The sequence below is a fragment of the Leisingera sp. ABM4_103 genome, assembly GCF_056158685.1.
Map to the genome: position 1 here is coordinate 12,498 of NZ_JBSWTU010000008.1, position 18,539 is coordinate 31,036.

The window sequence follows — 18,539 nt, forward strand, 5'->3', positions numbered from 1 at the left end:
TAGGCGGTCATCATGAAAACCGTGCCGACAATTCGACGCCTGAAGGGCTTTCGTTTTCCCCGCGAGATCATCTCCTATGCCGTCTGGGCTTACCATCGGTTTGCGCTGAGCACGGCAGATGTCGAGGATCTGCTGGCCGAACGCGGCGTGATGGTCAGCCGGGAAACCGTCCGGAACTGGGTGAACCGGTTTGGCCGCCATTTCGCCGATTGCATCAAGCGCGACAGGCCGGGCGCCAGTGACAAATGGCACTTGGATGAAGTCGTTGTTCCGATCAATGGCGTGAAGTTCTGGCTTTGGCGGGCAGTCGACGCGAATGGGAATGTGCTCGACATTCTCGTGCAAAAGCAACGTAATGCAAAGGCCGCCAGCCGGTTCTTGAAGCGGCTGATCGACCGGTTTGGCGCGCCGCGGGTCGTGATCACCGACAAGCTGCGCAGTTACATCAGGCCGATCCGCAACCTCGTGGCGAATGCTGATCATCGGGCGCACAAGGGCTTGAACAACCGGATCGAAGGATCCCATCGGCCTACCCGCAAGCGAGAGAAACTCATGGGGCGGTTCAAGTCACCCGGACAGGCTCAGAGATTTCTGGACGCACATGACCAGATCAACATGTTCTTCCGTCCCCGCCGCTATCGTCTTACCGCCACATCGTACCGCCACGCCCGATCCGATGCCTTTGATCTTTGGAACGGCTACGCACTCGAGATGACCGCATGACGGGCGCGGAGCAGGCCGCATTCAGCCGGGTGCAAATAAGTTGGCAATGCCAGTCGAAATACCTGGCTGAACGCAAAACGACAACTATCAGCGAGAGCGAGCAGAAGCGTGATCTGATGATGCCGCAGGAGCTGCTGGAGCTGCCCGACACGGAAGCGCTGGTTCTGATCGGCGGCGAGCGCCCGGTTCGGGCGCGCAAGATCCGCTTTTACGCGGAGGAGGTGTTTCTGGCCCGCTCGCGCATCAAGCCGCCGGAGGTCCCTGTTGTGCCGAAACGGGAGCTCGGCGAAGACTTATCCGCCCTGAAAGCCGAGAACGGGGCAATGCGTCAGCGCCTGACGGCTCTGGAAGAAACCGTGGCCCGGCTCACAATCCTCAAGGGTTTCCAGGAAGCAAACATGGCCAGCGGCAAACCCGCCGAGGTTCCGATGACCGACGAGGAGGTGGCGGATCCCAGCGGCATCTCCTTCGAGAAATTGGCGCTCGACAGTGCCGGGTTTACCGAGAAGATCGCCAAGCTGAGCACCACCCGAAAACTGACAACACCGCAGGGCACGCACGACATTCTGGCAGCGCTTGGCGTGCCGGACAAACCGCAGAAACAGGAAAGGGCCTGATATGGAAGATCATGGGCAGCAAGTTGTTCAGCCTGAGCCGCAACAGGCTCCCGAACAGGCAGTTCCGCAAGAAGACACCGCGGGCACTAGTTTGCTGGAAAAAACCGCCGGTAAGGTCAATGTCCAGGAACCTGCTTCTGATGCGATGGTTCGGCAGCCGCAGCAGGACGGTGAAATCGAACCGGACCGCCCTGCCCCGCAGCACGCTCAGGACAAATCCCGCTTCGGCATGCCGCGCAACTTTGAAGAGCGCTTCCTGATCACGAAACACGCGAACAAGCGGGAGCTGTTCCGCGCCTATGACGACGAGCGACCGGCCATCGTGGACAAGGGCGACAAGCTGTCCACCAGGAATGCCGACCGTGTCACTGCCATGGACATGATCGAGCTGGCTGCCCACCGCGGCTGGCAAGGTATCAAGGCCCGCGGACCGGAAGACTTCCGCCGTGAAATGTGGATCGAGGGCGCCGCCCACGGCATGCAGGTCCAAGGTTACCGGCCGTCCGAACAGGACCGCAAAGAATCTGATCGACGGGCTCAGCTGATTGGTGACCGGGTGATTGAGCGCCTGGATGACGCCAAATCCGGCCACGCCAGGCGCTCTTCACCCGCCCCGTCAGCATCTGCGGGCGACCGGGGTGACAGTGGCAAGACCACCAACGTTATCGACATGCCGAACTATGAAAAGGGTGTTCGCGGCACGATCACCGAAACCGGCACGGCCCCCTATCGTGACCGTGAAGGTGCTAAAGACACCCCATTCGTCGAACTCGAACTGGCATCAGGTCAGAAGCACAAGGTTTGGGGTGTTTCCCTGCCGAATATCATCAGGGAGAACCGCCTGCAGGTCGGCGACACGGCAACGCTCCGATCTGATGGCACCCAAACTGTAACCCTCCAAATCAAGGATCCAAAGACCGGCGAAATCTCTGAACGGGAGGTGCAACGGCGCAATTGGGTTGCGGAAGGCATCGAACGTGCGGAGGCAAAGAGCCCGAAACCCGCTGAAGCCGCGGTCAAAATGAACGAGCCGCAATTTACGGAGCAAGCGCCAGCCGCACCGGTTGGCCCTGCAGCCCAGCAGTCAAACCCGGAAGCCAGTGGAATCCCGGACAAGGATCGAGAACAGCAGCCTGCCACCGATCGCCTGGAGGACCGCATTCGCCGGTTTGAGCCGGGCGACGAACAGGTGAAAGGAGCCGCCAGCATCGTTGCAAAAACAGATGCCGCACTGCGCCACGCCGGAGTGCCCGAAGAAGACCGGGAAAGGGCCCTGTCCAATTTGTCGGGCAACCTGGCCGAAAGCCTGCGCGTCGGGAAGATATTCGACGTGCAGAAGCTTCCCAATGTCACCAGGGAACAGGAAGCCGAAGCGGCGAAACTGGCCAAGGCTGGCCAGCAGACGAACGCGGAGATGGGCAAGACGCAGATTCAGGAGCAAGGTCAGGGTGACCTGGAGGAACGGCAGCGTGAAGAGGCCCGCGAACGCGGAAGGTGAAAGGGCGGTTAGATCAGCAACCTGTGTCCGCCTTGTGTTGGTTCCGGTTTCGGCAAAGTCGGTGGCTCTATACGGAAGCGGACATAGGCTCCGAATGCAGCGAGCGGCAGGTCCGAGCCCAACGCGTAAATTGGATTTACTTGTAGAACACGCGACTTGATCTGACATTTCTGCTCTTCTGGAGCGCAAGCAAGGAGTGTCGATCAATGACGAGTATTCAGGACAAGATCATCAAACCGAAGCTGGGGCTGCTGGAGCTTGCCAAGCAGCTCGGCAGCGTTTCGCAGGCCTGCAAGGTAATGGGATACAGCCGGGACAGCTTTTACCGCTTCAAGGAGCTCTACGAACAGGGCGGCGAGCAGGCGCTGATGGATCTCAGCCGCCGCAAGCCGATCCTGAAGAACCGGGTGCCGGAGCATGTCGAACGGGCGGTGATTGAACTGGCCATCGAAAACCCGGCACTGGGGCAGAAACGCGCCTCCTGGGAGCTCCAGCAAAAGGGCGTCATTGTGTCGTCCTACGGGGTCCGCTCGATCTGGCTGCGGAACGATCTGGAGACCATGAAGAAGCGGCTGAAAGCCCTGGAGGCCCTGGAGGCCCGTGCCGCCCAGGACGGCATCCTGCTCACCGAGGCGCAGATGGCGGCGCTGGAAAAGGCCCAGCAGAAAAAAGAGGCGCATGGCGAGATCGAAAGCCATCATCCAGGCTATCTCGGCAGCCAGGACACCTATTACGCGGGCACGATGAAGGGCGTGGGCCGCATCTACCAGCAGACCTTCATCGACACCTATGCGCGGGTGGCGGCCTGCAAGCTCTATACCGAGAAGACGGCAATCACTGCCGCCGACCTGCTGAATGACAGGGTTATTCCTTTCTTTGCCGAACACGGCATCAGCCTGCTGCGCATCCTGACGGACCGCGGCACCGAATATTGCGGCAAGGTCGAGAACCATGCCTATCAGCTCTACCTGGCCGTCGAGGACGTGGATCACACCAGGACCAAGGCGAACAGCCCGCAGACCAATGGCATCTGCGAACGCTTCCACCGGACCATCAAGGACGAGTTCTATGACATCGCCTTCCGCAAGAAGCTCTACCGCTCGGTGGAGGAATTGCAGGTGGATCTGGATGCCTGGCTGGCCAAATACAACGGGTAGCGGCCGCATTCGGGACGATACTGCTATGGCAAGACGCCTATGCAGACCTTCCGCGAAACGCTACACATTGCCAGGGATAAGACGATCGGAGCTTCCGAGACATCGGACAGCCAGCAAGCCATTCTCAGCACTGAAAGTTGAGGTGTCCGTCAGATCAAGTCGGAGTTTTACAATTTACTTGCTGCGTGCGCCCGCAACGCAGTGATCCGCTGCATCGCCGAATTCCGCCCGCTGCATAGCAGAAGGAAATGCGGCCATTCCGGTAATCCGCAGCAAATCTGAAACCACAAATTCACACAAAGCGGGCTAGAATCGAAATTGCGGAGAGAAGCGGACCTACGACGGGCAGCCTGCAAATGGTATCTTCGGCCATTCGGCAATCCGGGAAGAAGCCGGATTCAATCGCGCGGCGCTTCATAGCCTCGCTCAGGTGTCGATCATGGAGTTCCCGCAAGCTCGGATTGGAGTTCGTCGCAGCCTCCATAATTTCGATGGCTTCTTCGAGCGTCTGGTCCTTGAAGACGGTCATGGTCAGGCGAGCCTCCATGACCTCAGCAATGCCTTCGGCGGTCATGCCCAAGGGAAAGGCATTGGTTCATTTCACTTGGATATCAAGTGCTACAGGCGGTGTAAGGTGCGAATTGATAAAGGCGCCAGGAAACAAGGCATTTAGATCACTTTCGCGGTAGGCCAAGCTTCAGCCACATCTCAAGAAAAATGCCCGCTCCGTAATCACAGAGCGGGCCTGTTTTAGTTGGAGGGATGATCTACTTCAGCAAGACCCCCAGCGGCACAGGTTCGCTGATCGTCCATTCTCCCACGACGCTTGGGGTGGCATTCGAAATTTCAATGATCTGCATTGTCGCGCTGTTCTGGTGATGCAGCTTATCGCTGAAACTGCGTGGGCCAAATGCGGTAGTTTCACCTTTCATCTTTTCCAGTTCTGCAGTGACGGCAGTGCCTTCAACTGAGCCTGCACGCTCGACTGCCTTGGCCCAAAGGTCGATCAGGATGTAGCCCGGATATGCGTATTGGCTGGCCGGGCGCGCACCGGTCGCGACTTCATACGCTTTGTTGAAATTCTCCACATCGTTGCGCGGGTCATCACCATATATAGAGCCTTGCACTGGCAGAACGAAGCCTGACAGATCCGGCACGGCGTCCAACCAGTAAGAACCGTCTACCGCTGAACCGTTCAGGATCAGCGAATTAACACCCGCTGCCCGCAACTGGCGCACGGCGGCGGCCGCACCTGGAATGTAGGAGCACAGCATGATCACGTCGGGCTGTTCCGGCAGCGCTTTGATACGGCTGATCTGACTTGCGATCGAGGCGTCACTATTCTTGAATGTGTCGCGCCCGACAATCTCACCGCCCGCTTTGGGGAACATCCAGTCGAATCCGGTGCAGATACCCTTATTGTATTCAATAGTGGTGTCCAGAAGCACATATCCGGTTTGGGCCTCGCGCACGGATTTCGACCATTCAGCCATTGTCGCGCCTTGTACCGCCGCCAGGACCGAGCCCGAAAAGCTGTTTGGACCGACACCCTGAATGCCAGCCTTGACGTCTTCAGCACAGAGAAAGAACGAGTTCTTACCCTCGGCTTCGGCCGCCAGCGCCGCGGGAGCCCCAAAATCATAATCGCAGCTTACGACCATCATGTCTGCATCTTCGTCCAGAACCTGAAGGCCTGCCTTGGCCGATTGTGCCCGGTCAGTCTTGGTGTCAGCCTCGACCCATTTGATTTGCTTGCCCAGTAAACCGCCATTCGCATTGATCTCCTCGATGCGGATCTTGGCGGCGGTGGCTGCGGGAGTGTCATACGCCTCCATCCAACCGGACTTTGCGATGGCAAAGCCGACCGTGATATCGTCGGCAAGGACGGGCGCAGTCATGGCAAGTGTCAGTGCCGATGCAAGTAGCGTGTGTTTCATTGGAAGCGTCTCCTCAGTTGGATTGGTTTTGTCTTGTGGGAATGGGAAGTCCGGCCAGCGGAAGGCGTAACTCCTTGCCAGCCAGAAGCCCGGCAGGACGCAGAACCAGAACCAGTATCATCACTGCGCCAATGAGAATTTCCTGGGCACCGCTTGGCAGAGCGAAATCTGCAGTACCGATGGTGACACCCTGCTCCAAGCGGACCAGCGCCTCGATCAATAGCGAGAGACTGAGCACGCCGACCACCGCACCCGACAGGCTGCCAATCCCACCAACCACCAGCATCGCCAGTGAAATGAAAGTGATGCCGAGATAGAAGCTATCGGGGTTCAGCACACCGATAGAGTGGCCCAAGAGCGCGCCTGACACACCGGTGAAGAAGCCGCTGATCACCAGGGAAATAAGGCGATGGAGGTACATGTTGATACCGGAAGCGCTGGCTGAGACCTCATCTTCACGGGTGGCGCGCAATGCCAGACCGCTGGCTGAGTTCGCATATAGATTGGCTGCGATGATCGCTGCGCCCGCCCAGCAAAGCGCCGTCCACATGCCTACATACCGGGGCAGACCAACCACAGATGAGGTCGCGCCGGTCACTCCCTCCCAATTGGAGTAGACCGTGTTAACAATCGCGAGGAATGCAAAGGTGGCGATCGAAGCTGCAATGCCTGTAAGCCGCAGAATTGCCGAGCCTGAGATCAGCGCCACCAGCGCCGCCAGTAAGCCGGAAGCAACAGCGGCCGGGAAGACTGGCCATTCGGCCTGCGCGAGCCAGGGCCACAGATCAGGCAGGAACAGCGCTTTCGTCTGCGGCTTCAGTGTCAGCCAAGCCGAGCAGTAGGCACCGATTGCCATGTAGCCGGCATGACCAAAGCTGACCACACCCGAATTGCCGACGAATATCCACAGGCTGACCACCAGAACCACCCGGATCAACGTCTCGGCAGCCATGCGTGCCAACGACTTATCGGCGGTCAGGGTGACAAGGCCTGCAAACAGTAGGAGTATTCCGATCAGCACAAACGGTGTCGAATAGGCCAGAAGCCGGTTTTTTGCGTGCTTAGCCATCATAGATTAGATCCTTGGTTTGGCTGAGCTGGGCACGAACAGCCCCTGCGGCCGCAAAAGCAGGCAGACGATGACCAGCGTGTATAGAAAGGCGTCGCGGAAAGGACGAACTTCGAGGGGGAGGAATGCTTGCAGAACAACCGACACCGCTCCGATCAGGAAGCCCGCGGTTACGGCCCCGGGCAAGGATCCCAGCCCGCCGATTACCGTGGCGATAAAGGCGACCAGCATGATCTGCCCGCCCATGCGCACATCGGCGACGCCGGTTTGCGTGGCCATGATGAGAGCGACAGCAGCAGCCAGCGCGCCGGAAAGCGCAAAGGCACCGGTGATCACCACGTTAGCCCGCACGCCAAGCAGGCGCGCCATGTTGAAGTTCTCTGCCGCGGCGCGCATTTCCAGCCCGAGCCGGGTTTTCTTCAAAAGAAGCGCCAGGCCCGAGACCACCGCCAGTGTCGCCAGAATAACGATCACCTGCAAAAGCGGGACTTCCGCCCCAGCCAGCGCGACTGGTGTGTTCAGGTCGGGCCACAGGCTGATTGCCTTTGGCCGTCCGCCATAGACCGCCAGCAAAGCATTCTGGATTACGAACCCCAGCGCAAAGGAGGAGATCATCATCGCTACGGGGGTCGCATTGCGCATGTGGCGGAACACAGCATATTCGCTTGCCACCGCGGCCCCGGCCCCTAGCCCCAGAAGAACGGGGATCAGCAGGAAGGCTGGGGCTTTCCCCAGGAACATAACAGCCACAGCCTCTGTAGACGGCACAATCAGGGCAAAGACGCAGAAAGCGATATACTCGCCATGGGCAAAGTTCACGAGGTTCATCACCCCGAAAATCAACGCAATGCCGAGAGCGGCCATGGCATAAACACCGCCCAATGAAGCTGCATCAAAGAATAGCTGTGCAATCGTGTTCATTGTGCTGCCTCATTTTGGGGGAGTTCGCTAGGCCGACCGAAATACGCTTCGCTGAGAAGGTCTTTTTCCGCGAAGGCAGCAGCATCGCCGTCACCAACTACCGACCCGCCGCGAAGCAGGATCATGCGGCCGCCGACCCGCGCGGCGCGGGTCGAGCTTTGTTCGACAATCAACAGTGTCAGCCCCCGCTCTTCTTGCAACTGAAGAAGCGTGTCATAAACCTGATCGACGATTTTTGGCGCTAACCCCAGCGAGGGCTCGTCAACCATCATCAGTTTCGGGTTGGTCATCAGCGCCCGGCCAATCGCCAGCATTTGCTGCTGCCCACCAGACAATGCACCTGCATTGGAATGGCGGCGTTCGCCGAGTATCGGAAAATTCTGATAAACGTCTTCGAAGTCGCCATCCAGCGCTGTGCGGTCCCGGCGCAACCCAGTCCCGACCCGCAGATTTTCCTCCACTGTCAAGCCGCCGAAAATCTCGCGTCCTTCGGGCACCATTGACAACCCAAGCCGCGCAATCGCTTCAGGAGGGCGTCCGGTCAGCAGGTCACCATCCATCTCGATCCGGCCGTGGCTGGTCGTCACGGCACCACTGATCGCACCCAGAAGTGAGGATTTTCCGGCTCCGTTGGGGCCTGAGATGAAAGCCCGCTCACCCTCATCGATGTGCAGAGTGACATTGTTTAGTGCAGGCACATTGCCATAGTTCACCGAGACGTCGAATACTCCAAGTTTTGACATCACGCGGCCTCCTGATCTGCACCGAGATAGGCGTCCCGCACGGCCTGGCTTGCGAGGATTACATCAACGTCACCCTCTTCGATGATCTGACCGGCATCCAGCACATAGACATGGTGCGAGACCGACAGGACCAACCCGACATTATGCTCGATCAGCAGAACCCCAGTGCCTAGCTCCTCGGCTACGCGCCGGATCAGTGAAGCAAGATCAGCGGCCTCGGCCTCCGACATTCCAGCCGCCGGCTCATCCAGCAGCAGAAATTCAGGGGCAAACATCAGCGCCCGCGCAATGCCGACGCGCCGCTCATCGGTGTAAGGCAGGCCCGCCGCCGGGCGCTCGGCCAGGTGAGCAACGCCCATCCAGTCGAGCAGCCGTAGTGCTTCCGCTTCCGAGGATGAGCGGGAGTGACCAAGACCAACCCCGGTCACTGCCAGATTGTCGAGAACATCCAGGCCGGTGAACAACCGTCCGGCCTGGAACGTCCGCGCCACTCCCTCTCGGCGCAGCTTATGCGGCGGCAGCCTACTGACATCCTTGCCCGCAAGGCTGACGGTGCCAGAGGTCGGGGTCTGAAAGCCGGTCAGCGTGTTGACCATTGTGGTTTTGCCTGCCCCGTTCGGCCCGATCAGCCCATGGACGGCACCCGAGGTAATCGACAATGTGACATCGGTGAGGGCCTTGAACCCGCCGAAGGCCACCGTCACCCCGGACGCCGCCAGGGAGGAAACCGTATTCTTCCGCCGCACCATGGGTCAGACCTCGGCCAGTTCTTTAAGCTGATCGATCTGGCGGTCTTGCGCTGCTGCATCGGCGGTCAGCACATATACCCCGGTTTCATGCAGGCTGACCGTCCATCCGGGTTCGACCACGATTGTGGTTGTGACTTCCTCAATCACCGCCGGCCCATGCAGCGTGTCGCCCGCGCCCATCGCTGATCCGTCATAGACTGGCGTGTCCTGGGCAATGCCGTCAGCACTGAACACCATCGGGCGGGTACCCTTCAGGGTTTCATGAGCCCCCTTGCCGACGGCGATGGTCATCCGCTTGGGCTTGTCGACATGGCCCGCAATGGTGCTTTCTACATTCACCACCTCGACGGCGCTGTGCGGCTCGTCATAGGTATAAAGTTCCTTGTGGCGGGTATGGAATGCGGCCTTGATGTCGTCCAAGGTGGCCTCGGTGACATCGAACGGATCGATCTCGACGGTGCATTCATGCACCTGCCCGACATAGCGCATATCCAGGGAGCGGCGGGTTGAGATGCGCTCTTCCGGGAAGCCGTCCTGGCTCAGGTCGTCCTTGCCGCGCGCTTCCAGCGACTTGAACAGGCTGTCGAGCTTCGCCGCCGCCTCAGCCCCTTCCAGCCGGACCGGCGCCGGTGCCATGTAGTTGTATTTGACGTCCGAGATGATCTGGCCATAGGCGCAAAGACCCGAGGCCAGCTTGGAGATCAGCACCTTGGAAATACCCATCTCGCGGGCCAGCGCAGTGATATGCGCGCCGGTGGCACCGCCGGCGCCCATCAGCACGAAGTCCCGCGGGTCATAACCACGTTCCACCGAGACGCGGCGGATCGCATTCACCATATTGTTGTTGACGATAGTGAACATGCCGTAGGCGGCTTTCTCGACCGAGATGCCCAGCGGATCGGCGAGCTTGCCCTTGATGGCGCTGCGGGCCTTTTCCAGGTCCAACGGCAGCCGGCCGCCGACCAGGCCGTCGGCATTCAGATAGCCCAATGTGAGGTTGGCGTCGGTGGTGGTGGGATTCTCGCCGCCCTGGCCGTAGCAGGCCGGGCCGGGCTCGGAACCTGCCGATTGCGGACCCATCTGCATCAGCCCCATCGAGTCGATCCAGCCGATCGAGCCGCCGCCGGCCCCAAGGGTTTCCACCTGGATCATCGGGATGCCGATGCGGTAGCGCAGAAAATCGATGTTCTTATTGACATTGGCCTGGCCGTCCTTGGTCAGGGTGATGTCAAACGAGGTGCCGCCCATGTCACAGGTGATAATGTTCCTGTCCCCCCAAGGCTCGGCCACGTCCAGCGCCGCCTGCGGCGCCGAGGCAGGGCCCGAGTTGATGGCGTAGACAGACTGATCGCTGACCACCTTGCCCAACGCCAGGCCGCCGTTCGACTGGAAGTAGCGGACCGGGTGCTGGCTGCCGAGCTCGCGGAAATATGCATCGATGGCTTCGACATAGCGTTGCAGGATCGGCGCCAGATAGGCGTTCACGATGGCGGTGGAGGTACGGGTGTACTCGCGCACCTGCGGGTAGAGCTGCGAGCCGATGGTCAGCCGCACACCGGGCATCATCTCACGGACGATCTCGGCGGCGCGGTTTTCGTGCTCGGGATGCAGCACCGACCAGACAAAACTGATCGCCACCGACTCGACGTTCTCGGCAATGAAGTAACGGCACGCGGCGCGGACGTCCTCTTCGTCGAGAGGTGTCTTGACCGAGCCGTCCGAGATCACCCGCTCGCTGACGCCTTTGCGCAGATGGCGCGGCACCAGCATGGTGGCGGGCGGGTAGTCGGGATCATAGCGATGGCCGTCTTCCTTGTGGCCAAGGCGGATCTCGATCGAGTCCTCGTGGCCTCTGGTGGCGATCAGGCCGGTCTTGGCGCCGGTGTGGGTGATCAGCGCGTTCAGGCCCACGGTCGTCCCGTTGATGCAGAGATCCGAATTGGACACGATTTCTTCTGCGGTCAGGCCGGTTTCCTCGGTGATCAGCGCCAACCCGTTCTTGATAGCCTTGGTCGGCTCAGTCGGGGTGGACAGCACCTTGAAGATTTGAGTGCTGCCTTCCTTGTCGGCGAGAATGAAGTCGGTGAAGGTGCCGCCGGCATCAATGCCCAGGCGATATTGGGTACGCATGTTGTTAACCTTTCGGGTTTTTGGGCTCAGGCAGCGGAGCGCGCTTCGGCTGTGGCGGCTTCGTCAATGGCAAGGGTTTCGGCATCAGCGATGATCACACCGTAGTCGAGCCTTGCGCCTTCGATGGAAACGAGACCGTTTCTGACATCCTCGACAACCTTCAGCGGGTCGCGCTCGAACGGATTGCCGAAGCCACCGCCGCCGGGGTTGAGGTTGGCCGCAATCTCGCCCGGTTTGATGGTCTCGATCACGTTGTCGGTGATGATCTGGGTCTCGCCATTCCGGGTGACTTCCAGTCTGCCGACCTTCTTGTCGATCATGGTGGATTTTGCGCCGCCAGCCCCCATGGCAGGAATGCGGCGGCCTTCGCCGAAGGTGACAAGCGTCATCTCCTCATCGAGTGGCTCGACAGCCCAACGAGTGCCCGAACCTCCGCGAAACTTGCCCGCCCCGCCCGAGTCGGTCATCAGCCCGTATTCGTGGATAATGATCGGATAACTGTGCTCCAGCATCTCGATATCGCCCGAGGTCAACGCGCCGAAGCAGCATTCCGGTCCGCAGGCGTGCCAGCCATCCTGGCTTGCCGTCGCCCCAGCTCCCGAAATGATCGAAGCCAGCACCATGGTGACGTATTCCTCATCATGGCGGCTGTCCCAGCCAGCAATGTTGCATCCGTTTGCGTGGCCCCAACTGGCCGAAACCTTCTCTGGCGCGGCCTGTTCAAAGGCGAGCCGCACCGCATCGGTCAGCGTTTCCATGGGTGTGGTTGTGCAGTTCATGTGAGGCGCCGGCGGCTTGGCGTTGCACAGCGTGCCTTTGGGACCCATGTCCACCGTCACGTTGCGATAGAGACCTTCGTTGTAGGGTGGCGGCAGCTGCGCAAACATCATCAGGCCGAGATAAACGCCGGAGTAGGAGTTCCCCTCGTAGGAGTTGATGAAGTAGGGGATCTGCGGCGGGCTGGCGATTTCGATATGACAGCTTTCGCCGTTGATGGTCACTGTCGCGGTGATGTCGAAGTCCCCGAAACCGTGCCCGGCATCTTCAAGAACGGCCGTGCCGGAGTATGTCCCATCGGGCACCTCTGCAATCAAGCCGTTCATGTGCTTGTTGGCCATGGTCAGCAACTCTTCGATGCAGGCCTGCACCGTGTCCTTGCCGTATTTGTCCATCAAAGCGACCAGATTGCGTGCCCCCACCTGGCAGGCGCCGATCAGAGCATTGAAGTCCCCCTCCTGGTCGCGCCGTGCCCGCATATTCGTCAGCAGCATGTTCATGATGTCATGCCGTGGCACCCCCTTATCCCAGATCTTGATTGGTGGGATGCGCAGCCCCTCGGCAAAGATCTCCTTGGCCTCGGGGTTGTACCCTGCGGGCACGGGGCCACCGATGTCGGTCAGGTGACCCTTACAAACGGTCCAGAAAACCAGCTCACCTTCGTAGAAAACTGGGTAGTACATGCAGGTGTCGATGATGTGCGACCCGGCGTAGTCGGGGTCGTTGTGCAGGATCAGGTCGCCTTCGTGGATGTCGCCGCCGAAGAAACTGTCCACGGCCTTCATCGCCGGAATCAGGCTTCCAAGATGAATTGGGATGTCCTGGCCCTGCAGGATCATCTCCGGGGTATGGTTGAACAGCGCAGTGGAATAGTCATGGGCCAGGTTGAACACCGAGCTGCGCGCGGTCTTCTCTAGCGCCAAGGTCATTTCGCGCTGTGTGGTTTCCAAAACCCCGCGCACCACTGACAATGTGATGGGGTCAACTTGTCTCGTTTCCATTCGATCTGGTCCTCTGCATAGGTGCAAAGGGGCCGCCTTACGGGTGCATTTGATCCCCCGATGCGGCGCGCTCCTCCTGCACGTCGATCTGGTTAATTCAGGATGCTTTCGGTCCGCCAATTCGTCTTGGCGTTCAGCGCAGAAGCATTTGCACTGCCGCGCAGAAGATTTTGCCGCACAGCGCAGAAACGTTTGTCCGCCAGCGCACAAGCCCCGATTTCCTTTGGTTTGCGGGTCGATTGAGGTATGTTTTTGGCTGGGAGGACGAAAGCATGACCGCCGAGTTGAATTTCTCGACGGCCACAACAGAGCCGCAACACCGCTCCAGCAGATGGAACGCGGTGATCGCGGAATCGTATTTTCCGTTGGAATTGCAATTCCGTGATCCGATCCACTTCGACGGGCGGCTCAGCCGCACGCCGTTAGGCCATGTTGGGTTGTCGCACTTGACCTCGGACCCGGTGAATTATGAACGAAGGCGGGCCCATATCCGCGAAGCCCGGGAAGAGGAATACCTGATTACTCTCCCGCGCGTCAGCTCGGTCGAGTTTCGCCAACTTGGCCGGGATGTGCGTTGTGATCCTGGGGGATTAATTATCGAACGCGGAGACGAACCCTATCGCTTCATGTATGAAAAACCCAATGACTTGTACGTATTGAAGGTGGGCCGCAAAGCGCTAGAGGAAAGGGTGCGCCAACCCGATCGGTTTTGTGCCCGCGTGTTTGATGCCACGTCAGGCACCGCCGGTCTGTTCGCCGCCATGGTAGAGCAGGCGCAGGTGCAATCTGGAACTCTTGCTGTTGCTGCCGCCGAAACCGTGGGTCGTCATCTGCTGGAATTGCTGGGGCTAATGATAGATGAGACCTCCGATGCCAGTACAAGCTCGGTATCCACGGTAAGGGCAGCACATATTGCGAGGGTCGAGAAATTCATCAGGACAAATCTGAAGAACCCCGATCTGTCGCCGGATCTGATTGCCGAAAGCTGCGGCATTTCAAAACGCTACCTGCACGACCTTTTCAAGGATGTGAACGGCACTGTCAGCCAGCAGATCCGTGATCAGCGTTTGGTCGCAGCACGGGACCGGTTGGCAGCAACGCCCGGCTTAGCCATTGCCGAAGTGGCCTATCGTTTCGGTTTCTCTGATCAAGCCCAGTTCTCTCGTTTGTTCAAAACCAAATTCGGAATGACACCGACGGATTTCAAATCAATTGCAACGTGATGTTCTTGTGAATCCAGCGCTTAATGGATGCGCTTTCAGCGTTCGATTGCAATGTCTCCGCGTCCAAGCCTTTAAAAATGCGTCTGGATGGGCGACACTCGGGTCCGCCCTGTCGCGACCTGGCTCTTCAGCGGGTTGGAACGGGAATGTCCCCCCGGTAGTCATAAAAGCCACGGCCGGTTTTGCGGCCCAGCCAACCGGCCTCGACATATTTCACAAGCAGAGGGCAAGGGCGGTATTTGGTATCCGCCAGCCCTTCGTGCAGAACATTCATGATGGCCAGACAAGTATCCAAACCAATGAAATCGCCCAATTGAAGCGGCCCCAACGGGTGGTTTGCACCAAGTTTCAGTGCCGAGTTGATGCTCGCCACGTTTCCCACGCCCTCGTAAAGCGCATAGGTCGCCTCGTTGATCATCGGGATCAGGACTTGGTTGACTATGAAAGCCGGGTAGTCCTCAGCCGAAGCGGAGGTCTTGCCCAAAGTGTCCACCACACCCAGCAGCGCTTGGTATGTGGCATCGGACGTGGCAATACCGCGGATCAGTTCCACCAGCTTCATTAGCGGGACTGGGTTCATGAAGTGGAAGCCCATGAACCGTTCCGGGCGGTCGGTCTTGGCCGCAAGCCGCGTAATCGAGAGCGACGACGTATTGGTGGTCAGTACCGTGTGCGCTTCCAGCGAGTCCTTCAGGCCTGCAAAGATTTGGTCCTTGACATTTTCGCGCTCGGTTGCGGCCTCGATCACGAGATCGGTGCCGCCGATCTCACCCAGATCCTGGGTGGTTCGAATACGAGCCAAAGTGCTGGTACGCTCAGCTTCTGTCATCTGCCCCTTGGAAACCTGTCTTGCCGTATTCCCCGAAATGCGCTGCACCGCCCCCTTCAGCGCCTCATCGGAGATGTCATTCAGCAGCACCTCATAACCGGCGGCGGCGAACACATGGGCAATTCCATTGCCCATCTGACCCGCCCCGACCACGCCTACTGTCCGGAACTCCATTTCACTACCCCGCGTAGCTGTAGGCGGTCTTGACCGACGTATAGAACTCAGCTGCATAACGCCCTTGTTCACGCGAGCCATGGGAGGAGCCTTTACGCCCGCCAAACGGCACGTGGTAGTCGACACCCGCAGTCGGCAAGTTGACCATGACCATGCCTGCCTGGCTGTACCGTTTGAACGCCCGGGCGTATTTCAGGCTCGATGTGCAGATGCCCGAGGAAAGGCCAAATTCGGTATCATTTGCCACTGATAGCGCTTCGTCGAAATCGGCAACCTTGATGACGCTTGCACAGGGGCCGAAAATCTCATCGCGGCTTGACCGCATTTCGTTGTTTGCATTCAGAAACAGGGCTGGCGCCTGAAACCAACCTTCGGTTTCGAGATCCAGGCGCTCCCCGCCGACTACCTCTGCGCCTTCGGTTGCGGCAATGTCGACATAGGTCAAGTTGTTGATAAGCTGGCGCTCGGAAACCACGGGCCCGATCTGAGTTTCCTGATCCAATGGGTTGCCGACCTTCAATGCCTTCATTTTGGCTGTCAGCCGTTCCACGAAGGCATCGTGAATGCCTGCCTGTACCACGATCCGGCTGGAAGCGGTACAGCGTTGCCCGGTCGAGAAGAAGGCGCCATTCAGAACTGCTGAAACAGCAATATCCAAATTGGCATCGTCCATGACTACCATTGGGTTCTTGCCGCCCATTTCGAGCTGGATCTTCTTCATGGTCTGCGCTGCAGTCACGGCCAGCGCCCGTCCCACTGGTACCGAGCCAGTAAACGACATAGCATTAACGTCGGCATGGGTTGCAATCGCGTCGCCGACAACCGAACCGCGCCCCATGACCAGGTTGAATACCCCGGCAGGACACCCCGCTTCGTGCAGGATTTCAGCAAGCACGTGGGCGCATGCAGGGGTTAGATCGGCAGGTTTGAATACCACCGTGTTGCCATAGGCGAGGGCTGGCGCGATCTTCCAGGCAGGGATCGCAATCGGGAAATTCCAAGGGGTAATGAGGCCGACCACACCGACGGGTTCCCGCACCACTTCCACATCTACGTCCGGCCGCACCGAGGCGATGGCGTCGCCGCCAGCGCGGATCGCCTCGCCGGCGAAAAAACGGAAGATCTGGGCGGCGCGTGCGGTTTCGGCCACGGCCTCGAACAAGGTTTTGCCTTCTTCGCGGGCCAGCAAGCGGCCGATGTCATCCTTGCGCGCCAACAACCGCTGAGCCGTCGCTTCCAAGAGGTCAGCGCGCTCCTGCGGTGACGCTCCGGCCCATCCCGGCAGTGCCTCACGCGCCGCTTGAACGGCGGTGTCGACCTGACTTTCTGACGCGCGAGCGAAGTGGCCAATCACGTCGCTGACATCGGCGGGATTGAAGTTTGCGGCTTGCTCTTCACCCGGCACCCACCGGCCGGCAATTAGGTTCAGTTTCATGGTTTCATCCGTAAGAGAGAGATTGAGAATGCGGATCATCCCAGTTTTCTTCAGGAGCGCGGCACCGCTATTGTACTCCCGAGCGGACTAAGGCTCGCGCGTGGCCGGAGCCCAGTCCCGGATCGGGTTCTACACTCTTTGCTTGCCTTGACAGGCGACGGAAGCTCCCTAGCTTCCGTTTGCCCGCAAGCGGCGCTCAAGCTGGGTCTGAAATCGGTCAAAAGCCCTGAGCCTTGTCAGAGGCCCCCTCATTCCGCCGCCACAGCTGCAGCGTTGATCGCGGCCTCGATGGAGGTTTCAATGATGTCCAAGGCTTCCTCAACTAGCGGCATTGGCGTGGTCAGCGGCGGAAGAAGACGGATGGTATTTCCGCGGGTGCCGCAAGGAAGAATGATCAGCCCGCGCGCCTCGGCCTCGGCTACGATGGCCTGTGTCAGGACCGGGTCTGGGTTGTTCGTTTGGCGGTCGGTCACAAGTTCGAAAGCTATCATTGCACCCAGACCGCGCACATCGCCAATCGCCTCCATGCCCTGACGTGCGGCTAGGCTGATTAGGCGCGCCTTGATAACATCACCGACCTCGGTGGCACGCGCGCAAAGATCCTCCTCAGCGATCACATCCAGCACAGCATGTGCGGCGGCCACTGCCAACGGATTACCGGCATAGGTACCGCCGATGCCACCCACCGGGGCGGCATCGGCGATTTCAGCCCGGCCGGTCACGGCTGAGAGCGGAAACCCGCCGGCCAGGCCTTTGGCCATGGTCACCAGATCGGCGGCCACGCCAGCATGCTCAAAGGCAAAAAGTTTGCCTGTACGTGCGATCCCGGCCTGCACCTCGTCTGCGATCAGGACAATGCCGTGGTCATCACAGATGGTACGCAAGGCTCGCAGAAATTCAGGCTGGGCAATGTTGAAGCCCCCTTCGCCCTGAACGGGCTCGATTATCATCGCTGCAACACGTTGAGGGTCAATTGAAGACCGAAGCAGGTTCTCCAGAACGGCCAGGCTATCCCGAACAGTGACGCCGTGAAACTCGTTCGGGAAAGGCACGTGCAGGACTTCAGGCGGCATCGCGCCAAATGCTTTCTTGTAGGGGTTCACCTTCCCGCACAGTGCCATGCCCATCAGGGTTCGACCGTGGAAGGCCCCGGAAAAAGCGATCACGCCAGAGCGGCCGGTGTAGGCACGAGCCATCTTAACGGCATTCTCAACCGCCTCGGCGCCAGTGGTGACCAGCATCGTCTTTTTGGCAAAATCGCCCGGGGTGGCAGCGTTCAGGCGCTCGGCCAGCGCGAGATAGCTTTCATAAGGCGCGACGTGGAAGCAGGTATGCGTGAAGGCCTCTGATTGCTGGGCAACTGCCGCCATCACCCGCGGATGACGATGACCGGTATTGTTCACGGCGATGCCTGCCGCAAAGTCGATATAGCGCTTGCCATCAACATCCCACAGCTCTGCATTCTCGGCCCGAGCGGCGTAAATGCCACGAGACGCCACACCCTTTGCAATGGCAGATGTCCGGCGGTTCTTGAGGTGTTGAGTAGCGCTCATGTG

General features: G+C 59.4%; 15 protein-coding genes and 1 pseudogene. 5 read left to right on the forward strand and 11 right to left on the reverse strand.

Going from position 1 to position 18,539, the window contains the following annotated elements; genetic code table 11:
• Positions 1–12 precede the first annotated feature (12 nt).
• From ACXAED_RS23490 to ACXAED_RS23505, 4 genes and pseudogenes are all read left to right on the forward strand, one after another.
• Complete coding sequence (locus ACXAED_RS23490; protein ID WP_008335478.1) at positions 13–723, forward strand: IS6 family transposase; 711 nt, start codon at positions 13–15, stop codon at positions 721–723.
• Complete coding sequence (locus ACXAED_RS23495; protein WP_475054098.1) at positions 720–1,340, forward strand: type IV secretory system conjugative DNA transfer family protein; 621 nt, start codon at positions 720–722, stop codon at positions 1,338–1,340. The genes ACXAED_RS23490 and ACXAED_RS23495 overlap by 4 nt, the downstream gene beginning before the upstream one ends.
• A 1-nt stretch (position 1,341) precedes the next feature.
• Entirely contained in the window at positions 1,342–2,838 is a 1,497-nt protein-coding gene (locus tag ACXAED_RS23500) for an LPD7 domain-containing protein (protein ID WP_475054099.1), read from the forward strand.
• Positions 2,839–3,044: 206 nt separating this feature from the next.
• A pseudogene (locus tag ACXAED_RS23505) lies at positions 3,045–4,136 on the forward strand (IS481 family transposase).
• Between the two features lie 151 nt (positions 4,137–4,287).
• On the opposite strand, the gene ACXAED_RS23510 reads toward ACXAED_RS23505, so the two are convergent.
• The 8 genes from ACXAED_RS23510 to capB form a co-directional block, all read right to left on the reverse strand.
• Positions 4,288–4,569 carry a hypothetical protein gene (locus tag ACXAED_RS23510; protein WP_475054101.1) on the reverse strand — a complete coding sequence of 94 codons (282 nt, stop codon included), beginning with the start codon at positions 4,567–4,569 and terminating at the stop codon, positions 4,288–4,290.
• Between the two features lie 193 nt (positions 4,570–4,762).
• On the reverse strand, positions 4,763–5,932 hold the full coding sequence (locus ACXAED_RS23515; protein ID WP_475054103.1) for an ABC transporter substrate-binding protein: 1,170 nt from the start codon (positions 5,930–5,932) through the stop codon (positions 4,763–4,765).
• A 13-nt stretch (positions 5,933–5,945) separates the two neighbouring features.
• Positions 5,946–7,004: a branched-chain amino acid ABC transporter permease gene (locus ACXAED_RS23520; RefSeq protein WP_475054105.1), complete on the reverse strand. Its 1,059-nt coding sequence runs from the start codon at positions 7,002–7,004 to the stop codon at positions 5,946–5,948.
• A gap of 3 nt (positions 7,005–7,007) precedes the next feature.
• Complete coding sequence (locus ACXAED_RS23525) at positions 7,008–7,922, reverse strand: branched-chain amino acid ABC transporter permease (protein WP_475054108.1); 915 nt, start codon at positions 7,920–7,922, stop codon at positions 7,008–7,010.
• Positions 7,919–8,665 carry an ABC transporter ATP-binding protein gene (locus tag ACXAED_RS23530; RefSeq protein ID WP_475054111.1) on the reverse strand — a complete coding sequence of 249 codons (747 nt, stop codon included), beginning with the start codon at positions 8,663–8,665 and terminating at the stop codon, positions 7,919–7,921. Before ACXAED_RS23530 ends, ACXAED_RS23525 begins: the two co-directional genes overlap by 4 nt.
• Entirely contained in the window at positions 8,665–9,414 is a 750-nt protein-coding gene (locus ACXAED_RS23535) for an ABC transporter ATP-binding protein (protein WP_475054113.1), read from the reverse strand. Before ACXAED_RS23535 ends, ACXAED_RS23530 begins: the two co-directional genes overlap by 1 nt.
• A gap of 3 nt (positions 9,415–9,417) precedes the next feature.
• Positions 9,418–11,544, reverse strand: coding sequence for a caprolactamase subunit alpha (gene capA / locus ACXAED_RS23540; protein ID WP_475054115.1), 2,127 nt, complete (start codon positions 11,542–11,544; stop codon positions 9,418–9,420).
• Between the two features lie 26 nt (positions 11,545–11,570).
• Positions 11,571–13,322 carry a caprolactamase subunit beta gene (gene capB / locus ACXAED_RS23545; protein WP_475054118.1) on the reverse strand — a complete coding sequence of 584 codons (1,752 nt, stop codon included), beginning with the start codon at positions 13,320–13,322 and terminating at the stop codon, positions 11,571–11,573.
• A 272-nt stretch (positions 13,323–13,594) separates the two neighbouring features.
• Between capB and ACXAED_RS23550 the strand changes: the two genes are divergently transcribed.
• On the forward strand, positions 13,595–14,545 hold the full coding sequence (locus ACXAED_RS23550) for an AraC-like ligand-binding domain-containing protein (RefSeq protein ID WP_475054121.1): 951 nt from the start codon (positions 13,595–13,597) through the stop codon (positions 14,543–14,545).
• A 127-nt stretch (positions 14,546–14,672) separates the two neighbouring features.
• Here the strand turns inward: ACXAED_RS23550 and ACXAED_RS23555 are convergent, their stop codons facing one another.
• From ACXAED_RS23555 to gabT, 3 genes are all read right to left on the reverse strand, one after another.
• A complete protein-coding gene (locus ACXAED_RS23555) occupies positions 14,673–15,548 on the reverse strand; it encodes a 3-hydroxybutyryl-CoA dehydrogenase (protein WP_475054123.1) in 876 nt (291 codons plus the stop codon).
• Positions 15,549–15,552: 4 nt separating this feature from the next.
• The gene (locus tag ACXAED_RS23560) at positions 15,553–17,022 is read right to left on the reverse strand and encodes an aldehyde dehydrogenase family protein (RefSeq protein WP_475054126.1); all 1,470 of its coding nucleotides are present in this window, start codon (positions 17,020–17,022) and stop codon (positions 15,553–15,555) included.
• Positions 17,023–17,231: 209 nt separating this feature from the next.
• Positions 17,232–18,536, reverse strand: coding sequence for a 4-aminobutyrate--2-oxoglutarate transaminase (gabT, locus tag ACXAED_RS23565; RefSeq protein WP_475054128.1), 1,305 nt, complete (start codon positions 18,534–18,536; stop codon positions 17,232–17,234).
• Positions 18,537–18,539 lie beyond the last annotated feature (3 nt).

Excerpts from the sequence above, each read along its gene's own strand:
- ACXAED_RS23490 (WP_008335478.1), top strand. The coding sequence starts at position 13 with ATGAAAACCGTGCCGACAATTCGACGCCTGAAGGGCTTTCGTTTTCCC.
- ACXAED_RS23495 (WP_475054098.1), top strand. The coding sequence starts at position 720 with ATGACGGGCGCGGAGCAGGCCGCATTCAGCCGGGTGCAAATAAGTTGG.
- ACXAED_RS23500 (WP_475054099.1), top strand. The coding sequence starts at position 1,342 with ATGGAAGATCATGGGCAGCAAGTTGTTCAGCCTGAGCCGCAACAGGCT.
- ACXAED_RS23510 (WP_475054101.1), bottom strand. The coding sequence starts at position 4,569 with ATGACCGCCGAAGGCATTGCTGAGGTCATGGAGGCTCGCCTGACCATG.
- ACXAED_RS23515 (WP_475054103.1), bottom strand. The coding sequence starts at position 5,932 with ATGAAACACACGCTACTTGCATCGGCACTGACACTTGCCATGACTGCG.
- ACXAED_RS23520 (WP_475054105.1), bottom strand. The coding sequence starts at position 7,004 with ATGATGGCTAAGCACGCAAAAAACCGGCTTCTGGCCTATTCGACACCG.
- ACXAED_RS23525 (WP_475054108.1), bottom strand. The coding sequence starts at position 7,922 with ATGAACACGATTGCACAGCTATTCTTTGATGCAGCTTCATTGGGCGGT.
- ACXAED_RS23530 (WP_475054111.1), bottom strand. The coding sequence starts at position 8,665 with ATGTCAAAACTTGGAGTATTCGACGTCTCGGTGAACTATGGCAATGTG.
- ACXAED_RS23535 (WP_475054113.1), bottom strand. The coding sequence starts at position 9,414 with ATGGTGCGGCGGAAGAATACGGTTTCCTCCCTGGCGGCGTCCGGGGTG.
- capA (WP_475054115.1), bottom strand. The coding sequence starts at position 11,544 with ATGCGTACCCAATATCGCCTGGGCATTGATGCCGGCGGCACCTTCACC.
- capB (WP_475054118.1), bottom strand. The coding sequence starts at position 13,322 with ATGGAAACGAGACAAGTTGACCCCATCACATTGTCAGTGGTGCGCGGG.
- ACXAED_RS23550 (WP_475054121.1), top strand. The coding sequence starts at position 13,595 with ATGACCGCCGAGTTGAATTTCTCGACGGCCACAACAGAGCCGCAACAC.
- ACXAED_RS23555 (WP_475054123.1), bottom strand. The coding sequence starts at position 15,548 with ATGGAGTTCCGGACAGTAGGCGTGGTCGGGGCGGGTCAGATGGGCAAT.
- ACXAED_RS23560 (WP_475054126.1), bottom strand. The coding sequence starts at position 17,022 with ATGATCCGCATTCTCAATCTCTCTCTTACGGATGAAACCATGAAACTG.
- gabT (WP_475054128.1), bottom strand. The coding sequence starts at position 18,536 with ATGAGCGCTACTCAACACCTCAAGAACCGCCGGACATCTGCCATTGCA.